At 57.4% G+C, this 1,323-nt stretch carries 1 protein-coding gene; it reads right to left on the bottom strand.

Going from position 1 to position 1,323, the window contains the following annotated elements; all coding sequences use genetic code 11:
• Window positions 1-646 precede the first annotated feature (646 nt).
• Window positions 647-1,015: a hypothetical protein gene (locus tag ACFQY0_RS21115; RefSeq protein WP_379717016.1), complete on the bottom strand. Its 369-nt coding sequence runs from the start codon at window positions 1,013-1,015 to the stop codon at window positions 647-649.
• Window positions 1,016-1,323: the final 308 nt, after the last annotated feature.

Genomic DNA, 1,323 nt, shown 5'->3' on the forward strand with positions numbered 1-1,323 from the left:
CGACCTATCTCCGACTCGGTCTGCTGCCACACCCTCAGAACCCAGAGGCTCAACATTCCACGAGAACGTTTGAGCTGAGGCGATCCCGGTGAGCTCACCGGGAAGGCTGCGGGGATCCAAGCAGCTTCCGAAGCTGGCGGCAAGAACACAACACAGCCGCTGATAGGGGTCGTCCTCGAGCGCCTTGTTCTCGTTGGGCGGTCTTGGGGGCGGGGAGTTCTTCGCGGAGGCCGCAGTCCGCCACGGGAAAATACCCGATCGAGCGCCGACACCATCACACGGGTCACTCCGAGCGGTGATGATGCGGAGCCCCAGCGAATCAGACAGACAATCTAACAGAGTCTGTCACGTGACCGCTGCGATCGCTCCTGGGCGCTCCTCTGCTGCCCACCGCATGATGCTCGCTCCGGTCAGCAAAGCTCCGAGAGCTGGGAAACCTCGACAAGCTCGACCTATCTCGGACTCGGTCTGCTGCCACACCCTCAAAACCCAGAGGCTCTACATTCCACGAGAACGTCGATGGTGAGGCGATCCCGGTAACCGAACCGGAAAGGCTGAGAACATCCAATCAGGTCTCGAAGCTGGCGGCAAGAATTCAACAAAACCGCTGATAGGGGTCGTCCTCAACCGCCTTGTTGGGCTTCTTCTATTGTTCTCGGAAGCAGTCTTCGCGCAGAAGGATCTTCAAATACTCACGGAGTTCAGCGAAGGCATCATCGGAAAGGTCGAAAGAGATGTCAAAGTCGTATCCACCTCTTGAGCCAGCTAGGACTCTGGTCCTCCAGAGATCGACTCTCCTAAGCCAGTCGCCTGCGTAGTCCGAACCGTCGTGAAACTCGACCTGAACCCTGTTGCTGAACTCAAAATTTGCCGAAATCATCAGGTAGGGTGATGTCCTTCCCTCTTCGTTGAAAGTTGAGTCCATGGTATCGAAGTGCACTTGCACAATCTCCCAATCGATCGCTTCGCTGCACTCAACTGTTGCAGCAGTGAACTCGATAACACTCCTTGGCATCTGTCTCAATTTTCTTTGCCCAACGTTTGAGCTGAGGCGATCCCGGTGAGCTCACCGGGAAGGCTGCGGGATCCAAGCAGCTTTCGAAGCTGGCGGCAAGAACTCAACACAACCGCTGAAAGGGGTCGTCCTCGAGCGCCTTGTTCTCGTTGGGCGGTCTTGGGGGCGGGGAGATCTTCGTGGAGGCCGCCGTCCGCCACGGGAAAATACCCGGTCGAGCGCCGACACCATCACACGGGTCACTCCGAGCGGTGATGATGCGGAGCCCCAGCGAATCAGACAGACAATCTAACATGGTGTGTCACGTG

It is taken from the genome of Haloferula chungangensis (assembly GCF_042664875.1).
GTDB lineage: Bacteria > Verrucomicrobiota > Verrucomicrobiia > Verrucomicrobiales > Akkermansiaceae > Haloferula > Haloferula chungangensis.